Origin of the sequence: Alkaliphilus serpentinus (assembly GCF_009017255.1) — a bacterium.
GTDB classification, from domain to species: Bacteria; Bacillota; Clostridia; order Peptostreptococcales; family Natronincolaceae; genus Alkaliphilus_D; species Alkaliphilus_D serpentinus.
In genome coordinates this window covers 1-7,879 of record NZ_WBZB01000078.1, presented here as the reverse complement: position 1 = coordinate 7,879, position 7,879 = coordinate 1, and the positions used below count along the sequence as shown (strand labels likewise).

Annotated in this window: 8 protein-coding genes and 1 pseudogene; 6 read left to right on the top strand and 3 right to left on the bottom strand. The window is 35.1% G+C overall.

What is annotated here, in order from left to right:
- The first annotated feature begins 261 nt into the window (after window positions 1-261).
- The 5 genes from F8153_RS15790 (at window position 262) to F8153_RS15770 (ending at window position 4,164) form a co-directional block, all read left to right on the top strand.
- Window positions 262-1,524 carry a UvrD-helicase domain-containing protein gene (locus F8153_RS15790; protein WP_151867321.1) on the top strand — a complete coding sequence of 421 codons (1,263 nt, stop codon included), beginning with the start codon at window positions 262-264 and terminating at the stop codon, window positions 1,522-1,524.
- A gap of 49 nt (window positions 1,525-1,573) precedes the next feature.
- Window positions 1,574-1,861 (top strand): transposase, encoded by a 288-nt coding sequence (locus F8153_RS15785; protein WP_151867320.1) that lies wholly within the window; start codon window positions 1,574-1,576, stop codon window positions 1,859-1,861.
- Window positions 1,862-1,887: 26 nt separating this feature from the next.
- The gene (locus tag F8153_RS15780) at window positions 1,888-2,739 is read left to right on the top strand and encodes an IS3 family transposase (protein ID WP_243137018.1); all 852 of its coding nucleotides are present in this window, start codon (window positions 1,888-1,890) and stop codon (window positions 2,737-2,739) included.
- A 99-nt stretch (window positions 2,740-2,838) separates the two neighbouring features.
- Window positions 2,839-3,558 carry a hypothetical protein gene (locus F8153_RS15775; RefSeq protein ID WP_243137017.1) on the top strand — a complete coding sequence of 240 codons (720 nt, stop codon included), beginning with the start codon at window positions 2,839-2,841 and terminating at the stop codon, window positions 3,556-3,558.
- Window positions 3,559-3,642: 84 nt separating this feature from the next.
- On the top strand, window positions 3,643-4,164 hold the full coding sequence (locus tag F8153_RS15770; protein WP_243137016.1) for a hypothetical protein: 522 nt from the start codon (window positions 3,643-3,645) through the stop codon (window positions 4,162-4,164).
- 48 nt (window positions 4,165-4,212) lie between these two features.
- Here F8153_RS15770 and F8153_RS15765 read toward each other — a convergent pair whose 3' ends face one another.
- From F8153_RS15765 to F8153_RS16780, 3 genes and pseudogenes are all read right to left on the bottom strand, one after another.
- Window positions 4,213-5,019, bottom strand: a complete 807-nt coding sequence (locus F8153_RS15765) for an ExeA family protein (protein WP_151867317.1) — start codon at window positions 5,017-5,019, stop codon at window positions 4,213-4,215.
- Window positions 5,012-6,280 (bottom strand): DDE-type integrase/transposase/recombinase, encoded by a 1,269-nt coding sequence (locus F8153_RS15760; protein ID WP_151867316.1) that lies wholly within the window; start codon window positions 6,278-6,280, stop codon window positions 5,012-5,014. Before F8153_RS15760 ends, F8153_RS15765 begins: the two co-directional genes overlap by 8 nt.
- A gap of 343 nt (window positions 6,281-6,623) precedes the next feature.
- Window positions 6,624-6,962: pseudogene (locus F8153_RS16780) on the bottom strand (DUF6431 domain-containing protein); the annotation flags it as partial.
- 246 nt (window positions 6,963-7,208) lie between these two features.
- Here F8153_RS16780 and F8153_RS15755 point away from each other — a divergent pair.
- Complete coding sequence (locus F8153_RS15755; RefSeq protein WP_151867315.1) at window positions 7,209-7,610, top strand: hypothetical protein; 402 nt, start codon at window positions 7,209-7,211, stop codon at window positions 7,608-7,610.
- Window positions 7,611-7,879 lie beyond the last annotated feature (269 nt).

The following is a 7,879-nucleotide window of genomic DNA, read 5'->3' as shown; positions in this document are numbered from 1 at the left end:
TTCTTTACTCAAGATAATCATCCTCCTTTAGAGGATTAACTCATGATCTTGGATTGGTTAAGATGTGGGTTGGATTTGACGCTTACATAATAAACTTAAGTTTACTATACCAAATCCAGAAGATTCGTCAGATGATACATTATTTTCAATCAGAACTATTGTAAAACATACATCTAATTCTAAGACAAATTTCATGTATTCAGTTTTGCTAAATAATTTAACAAGAGATTTATTGCCGAACTATCTAAAGGAGGGGTTATTATGGCTAATTCAATAGTCGAGAATATTTATATTGTAAATGCCCCTGCAAGTAGCGGAAAGACAACTAAGATAAAATCCATGGTAATTAACCATACTATTGAGAACCCTATTGATAATGTGTTATGTATAACATATACCAATAGGGCTACAGAGGAACTTCTAAGAGATTTAAACTCTAAGAATATACATGTTTCTACAATTCATTCATTCTTAAATAAGTATCTAAGCATTTATTTTGGTCACCAAGAAATAATCGAACTTTACTTTGAATTATATGGTTCTGCAATTCAAGAACGGATTGATAATCCAGAGCAAAAAGACACTATAGAAGCTAGTAATAAAAAGTATAGCGATAAGTATGGTGTTTTAGATATGGATACCATTAAGAAAAATATTTCAAGATTATACTATAACGAAACTGCTTTCAATTCATTATATTATGGTGGACTATCACATGATGATTTAATATGGTTTTCGGAAATTGTTTTCACGAGATTTCAGAAAGTTAGAGAAAGACTAACTTTGAAATATCAAGCAATCTTTGTTGATGAGTATCAAGATTCATCGGATTCAGTGCTAAAGCTTTTTTATGACTCTGTTAAAGATACATCAACAAAATTGTATTTCTTGGGTGATAAAATGCAACAGATATATACTAATTATAGGGGGGGATTCGAAGAAGAATTTCAAACATTAAATAAAACAATATCTTTGTCTACAAATCATAGATCTTTACCAGTTATCATAGATTTATTAAATAATATGTATAATGACCCTGAATATGTTCAGAATCCCTCGGATAATTACATAGGTGTAGAGGCAGAACATGAACCTAGAGTTATTATATGTAATAATCCTAGTCAAGAAGTAGATGATGAACTTTCGCTTTATCCACAAGCTCTATGTTTGTACTTACTAAATCAACAAAAGTTTGACTCAATAGGAGCATCTAATCTATATAGGCATGTAAATAGATTAGACAGTTATTCATTCAATAAAAAATTATCAGCAACTGATGTTCTATCAGATTCAAGTTCAGAGAATCCTGATCAATTACTATGCTTGCTATTTTCAATTGGCAATATTTATGAGTACTACTCCAATGGTAATCTAGGAAATGTTTTAAAGATATTAAAAGAGAATACGAGGATATTTAACAGTGATTTTGCTTTAATTACAAAACATCAAGATAAGATTCGTATGAAAGAATCACTTGACAGAGTACTTCAAGTTTTTGGTACAACTGCCTCATACCAAGTTTGACGGACACAGAATCGTGATTGTATAATTAAATCATGAAAGGGTGTTGAAAATGTCAAGTAATAACAATAGGTATGATGATGAATTTAAAGCTAGTGCAGTTAAAATGGTAGTAGAAAAAGGTCGTTCAATTATTGCTGTGGCAAAGGACCTAGGTGTGTCAGAACCTGCACTTAGAAGGTGGATAAAAGCTAGTACTGAGCCAGAAGATGTTTCATCAAAGAAATTAGCCGAACTGGAAGCTGAAAATAAAAGATTGAAGAAAGAGCTAGATGATGCCAAGGATACAGTTGAAATTCTAAAAAAGTCAGTAGCCATTTTCATAAAACCACAGAAATAACAACTACTAGTAAGTATAAATTTGTTGTGTCTAATGCTGCCGGGCATTCTGTGGAGAAAATGTGCAACCTGCTAGAAGTGTCCCGGAGCGGTTATTATGACTGGATTGATAGACCTTCATCCAAGCGAGAAATAAAGCATAAAAGAATACTTGAAGCCATTAAAAAAATCCATAAAAAGCATCCAATGTGGGGTGTTGATCCTATATGGGCTGAGATAAAAGAAGCAATACCCTGCAGCCGTAATACAGTATATAGCATAATGAAAGAAAATGGCATAAAATCAAAGCGTAAAGCTAAATGGAAGGCAACTACTAACAGCAATCATAACTTACCTGTAGCACCAAATCTATTAGAGCAAGATTTTAATATAAAAATACCTAATACTGTATGGGTAGGAGATATAACATACAATTGGACAGAAGAAGGTTGGCTTTATACAGCCATAGTCAAGGATTTATGTACTAAAGACGTTGTTGGTTATGCCATGGGTGATAGAATTAACAAAGAACTAGTTATAAAGGCTATGAAAATGGCTTTAAGAAGAGAAAAGCCATCAGCTGACCTAATATTTCACTCCGATAGAGGAAGTCAATACTGCTCGAATGATTTCAGAGAACTATTAAAAACCAATCATATTAGACAAAGTATGAGCCGTAGAGGTAACCCCTATGATAACGCTTGTGCAGAGAACTTCTTTAGCTGTTTAAAATGTGAATGTACCAACTTTTACTACTTTAAAAATAGAGATGAGGCTAAACAGGCTATTTTTGAATATATAGAAGTCTATTATAACCGCCAAAGGCGACATGCAGCCTTAGGCTGGCTTACTCCTTATGCCTATAAAAACATACTATTTCAAAATAAAAGAGCAGCATAACCGAAGAAATAATTCCAAAACCAAGATTTTAGGAGTAAATATAAGCAATCTTATCAAATATTAAGCTACGCTCACGAAACGGTGTCCGAAAAACAAAGAATGGCTCAAACGTCTGTAGCGGTCAAAATAAAAGATTTAGTGGGTATTTTAATTGAGGAGTCAGTAATAAATTCTGTTTATGGTGATGATGAGTTTATTACTGAGTATGAAGATGTCTTATCGGTAAGCATCATAGAATTCCATGCACTTCGTCAGTATATTGAAAATCCTAATATATCAACTCAACATGGTGTTAAGGGCGAAAGTCATGATACAGTCTTCTTTATTGCAAATGATAGCAACAGAACACCTATAGTGCATATGTATAAATTTTTAGAACTGTGGAGTATGAACGATGTTTCTTTGACAACTTTTGAACAGTACTATTATGAGTACAAAAGTTGGATAAAGGAAACAGATTGTAGCTTGGGGTTTTCCCTTAAAGATTTAACTGTTGAATTATTCAAAGAAAATGAGGGATACATAACTCAAAGAGTATCTGATTTAGTGAGTCATTTTGAGGGGAATATTTACTTTGATTTTTTATGTAAAAAGATACATTTGGAATATTTAAAAAAACCGAATAAGACAAGGGCATGTAAGTGTTTAAAAGATAGTATGGTCTACGGTTCTTTAAGTGCATATAAGCTTTTTTATGTAGGGTGTTCACGAGCAAGGAAGAACCTGACTATTTTTATGGATAAAAGAAAAGTACTCAATTTTGAGGCTGATTTATGTAGTAAACTTATCACTACTGGATTCAACGTGGACAAAAGATGACTTTAAGATAAGAGGAATTGTGGGAAGGTATTTAGATTTAATTTGAATAATTATGAGTAATTTTGGAAAGGGCGGCATGCATATATGTTTGGAACGGTTATTATTGACGCATACTCAAAAGATGAAAGACAAGAGATTGCAGATTCTATAGATGATTTGTGTTCACCAAAAGATAACTATGGATGGGCATCGGCAGGTATATATTGTTTTTGGGATTACTATGCAGAAGAAGTTTTATATATTGGGTTAGCCAGTGATTTGGCAGATCGCTTCAAACAACATAATGGTATTAAGCCAGTTGATGGGTCTTCTTCAAAATACGCAAAGATTGAGGAATATTTTGAGTCAAACGAAAGATTAGGATACACAATATTTGTACAATCACCCTTATCACAGCCGCTAACTTACAGAAACAAAGCAACATATAAAAAATTTGCAGAACAATTACATTCGCCGGTTGAAGATATTGTTGAACGACACTTTACAGCCTCCGAAAACGACAGATTATTTTCTGAGGAAAAAAGAAATAAGCTGCAGTTTCACACCTATAAAGACACAATCCTAACTATGAAACAACACAATGTCGCCTCCTTATCTAATGGATGAAAAATTCATATATTAGATAAGGCTACGACAAATGCCGTAGCCTAAGAATTAGAAGAGTGATTGGGCCTCTATAGATACCATCATTAGTTCGGCATCTATGATTTCTTGCTGTTTTTGTGACCCTAAGTCTAGTGCATGACTCATGACATTATCTAGAAGTCTTGGGTTGCCTCGACTGTAACTATGAGCTGCACTAACTGCTGACTCATCGATGATAGACTTGGAAGCACCAGCTACAGTAAGCTTGTGATGGATGTATTCCTTGACTACCTCATCATCAAGACCTTGGTAGTTGTAATGAACGGTAATCCGTTGTTTGAGTGCCTCATGGATTGGCTTTTCTAGTGTGTTATTAAGATGAGGTTCACCTGCTAAAATTAAAGTGAAGCAATTCAAGGAATCATAACCATGATTCATAAGCATTTTTAGGTCTTTGAGAATACCAGGACTTAAGTACTGGGCCTCATCGATAGCAAGAATCAGAGGTTTGCGCCTTTCTTTGTATAAGTAGTGAATTCTATCTTGAATGCTTTTAAACATAGCAGTCTTGCCGCCTTTGGTATCAAGACCAAGAAGGATACATAACTGTTTATAGAATTCAGAAACAGAGATGGTGGACAAGCAAAGGTACTCTATCTGATGAAGGTTGTCATTAAGGGACTTAGCAAAACACCGAAGGGCATAGGATTTACCCATACCAGGACTAGCGGTAAAAACACCAATGCCTCTAATGTCCTTCAAGTAGCCAAGTCGAGCCATCATAGCATCGAAGTCTTTAGACTTAAAGGAGTCAGCTTCCCTAAGAAGCTGCTTGTCAAAAGGGTTATGAGTTAGGCCATAAAAAGAGTTAGACATGAGCTGTACCTCCACGCTTAGAGTAATCCAAAGGATTAAAACTGTTGTTACGTTTGGTCATGGAATTAGCCACTTTATCGGTTGTTTTGAGTGGGTAATGAACATCCTCAAAGAGGATAAAAGCTTCATCCATACGGTCTGGAAGGAAACGTATATCAACCTTCATACCAATAAACTGCTGAGGAGCATCATATAAGACTTTGTCGATGGAAACACAAGAGTCATTGTTGACCTTACGAGATACCCGATTATGGAAACATTCATCTAACCAGCCAGAAGACTTGGGTGATTTTATATGTGCATTTGAAGCAATAAAGCGATTAATAGGTGTATCTTTAATAGAAGAATGGACTGTAGTGTTGTAGCTACGAACGTAATCGGCCAATAAATCGTTGAAGTGGTCAAGCGATGAAACACTTTCTACATCAAGGCCATTAATCCAACGTTCTCTTAGGGTTCTGAAGGCTCTTTCGATTTTTCCTTTGGAAGAACCATCTCTTACAGGGGTCTGAAGTTTGAGAGTACCGATAGAACCACCGATAAGCTCTAATTGCTTGTTGACATAGACAGAACCGTTGTCGACATAGAGCTTGTGAGGGATACCATAAGCAGCAACAGCCTGTTTAAGGACTTGTTGGAAGTGATAAGCTGTATCTGCATAGAAGAGCTTAGCCCCTACAATCAGCCTTGAATGATCATCAATAATCATGATGAGATAAGTACGCCTTGATTGACCATCCTCTGTGATATAAGGAAGATAACAAGTATCAGCCTGCCATAGGGACCCAAAGTAAGGAGCTTCAAAAGCTTTACGGTCTTTCACATTAGGGTTTCTCGCTGATTTAAGATCATGTTTCTTGATAAAACGTTGAACAGAAGCCACAGAAACCGTGGAAGGGATAAAGCCCTCTTTAACTAGACGAAAGTATATCTGAGTAGCATTAAGCCTAGGAAACTCTACCTTGAGACGAAAGATTTCCTCAATGGCAGTGTCATTTAAAGCTCTAGAGGAACCTTTGTCACAACGAGTTCTAGGCATAAGACCATCCATACCCTTGTGTTTGTAGTACTGAGTCCACTTTTCCAAGGTTTTAGGGTTGTAAGTGAAGGTAGACCCATCAGGAAGGGTAAGAGGTTTCTCAGTAACTTTTCTAAAATAGGCAGCAGCAGAAGACTCAAAAAAGGTATTCTGAATAACCGGTGCTATCAAAGCGAACCGGAAATGAGCGACATCCATGTCAGAAGCATAAATTTTTGGCATAATAGCCCTCCTTGTATGATAAATAATTGATACCAATAAGGATACGAGATAAGACAAAGAGTATCCATTTCGGAATTATATACAGGTGGGAAATGAAAAAAGCAAAAAATCATGAGGAATCAGAAGGTGTCGTAAAGGCGAACTGGAGAAAAGAAAAAGCAAAAGAAGAAAAGAAGGATTTGATTGAAAAATGATTAGGGAGAATGTCTAAAAGAAATGAGGAGAGACAAATTTCCTTATCCTTAAGGAGACCAAGCCAAAGAGCCTTGTGTTTGTAGAGAATCTTAATCCAAGCATAAAGGGTAGAAGTCGAAATCTGAAACCTAATGCAAAGAGCTTCTACTGTCTCAGGCCCTAGGAAATGGGCACGAAGGACAGTAAGTACAAAAGACAAAGAATAAGAGCTAAAAGGTATGAGGCAGTCAGGAATCAGAGCATGAATAGAAGAACAAGACACACATTGGACTTGTCGTATCTTGATGGAATGAGTAACGACAGAGTGATTTTCATAAGAAATCATATATCTAGAATATGGTGTTAATTCCTTAAAAGAATGGGCTCTACCACACTTAGGACAAAGAAAGGCATCAGAAGAAAAGGCGTCTGAAGCCTGATGAAGAAGACATAAATCTGAAGATTTTAAAAATAAAGACTTGCTAAAAGCATGAAATAACCGTATCATAATCTTGTGTTTTCTGGTTTTGAAAAAGACCAGAGTTTATGCAGGGAAGAAACGATACTTTGGACGGTTGCGTTTCTTCCTTTTTTATTTGTCATCATAAAGATAGTAAAGGATGACCTGAAAAAGAGCAAGATAAAAGTGTGTAGTTAAAAACAACACACTAAGGTAGAAACACAATAAGATAGGCGAAGTGATTATGTAGCGAAACTGATGTCTATGGTGCTTATAATTTGCAGGTTAACAGATATGTTAAGTGATCAAGGAAAAGATGATATCAAACAAGTTGAAGGTATACTAATCGAATCATATAGAAAGAGAAATGGTCATTACTCACCTTGGAACGAAATGGGTGGCTCAAAATCTGGACAACAGGTAGTTATGGAAAATAATTATAATATCGTTAGGAGTTTTTGTACACCTAATGAGTATTACAGAAATCCAATAATTGCTCGATCAACTATTAGAGAACTTTCTAAAAATCCCATGTATGCAGGTTTTGAAAACTATTTGCATGCTGTAAGGATGAATATACTGATTCATGGAATGGAATATCCAGATGCATTGAAGTTTACAAATGATTTCGATAAGTTTGGTTGGTATGAAAAAATTGAAGAGGCAGGTTATAACCTGAAGAAGTTAATTGTGTAAAGCAAACTATTAATTATTTAAATTTATATATGCTAATGATATGATTATTATGCAAAAGGGCTTTATTAATAAGTAACTTAAATTGAAAACAGCACTACAAGTTCTGGTTTGCGAGGCTTTGAGTGGTCGAATGACTGCCTTTTGGCTTGTAAATGAAATCACGAGACATTTTGAAACGTAATAACGACGGGAATTTAGAGCAATTTATGTTCTCGTTTTTTGATATCAAAATGATATTATAGGGCTGATATGCTTAAACTTTGATTATT

What these genes read in the sequence shown, in the direction of transcription:
- F8153_RS15760 (WP_151867316.1), bottom strand. Translation starts at nt 6,280, where the DNA reads ATGCCAAAAATTTATGCTTCTGACATGGATGTCGCTCATTTCCGGTTC.
- F8153_RS15775 (WP_243137017.1), top strand. Translation starts at nt 2,839, where the DNA reads ATGGCTCAAACGTCTGTAGCGGTCAAAATAAAAGATTTAGTGGGTATT.
- F8153_RS15770 (WP_243137016.1), top strand. Translation starts at nt 3,643, where the DNA reads ATGTTTGGAACGGTTATTATTGACGCATACTCAAAAGATGAAAGACAA.
- F8153_RS15765 (WP_151867317.1), bottom strand. Translation starts at nt 5,019, where the DNA reads ATGTCTAACTCTTTTTATGGCCTAACTCATAACCCTTTTGACAAGCAG.
- F8153_RS15755 (WP_151867315.1), top strand. Translation starts at nt 7,209, where the DNA reads ATGTTAAGTGATCAAGGAAAAGATGATATCAAACAAGTTGAAGGTATA.
- F8153_RS15785 (WP_151867320.1), top strand. Translation starts at nt 1,574, where the DNA reads ATGTCAAGTAATAACAATAGGTATGATGATGAATTTAAAGCTAGTGCA.
- F8153_RS15790 (WP_151867321.1), top strand. Translation starts at nt 262, where the DNA reads ATGGCTAATTCAATAGTCGAGAATATTTATATTGTAAATGCCCCTGCA.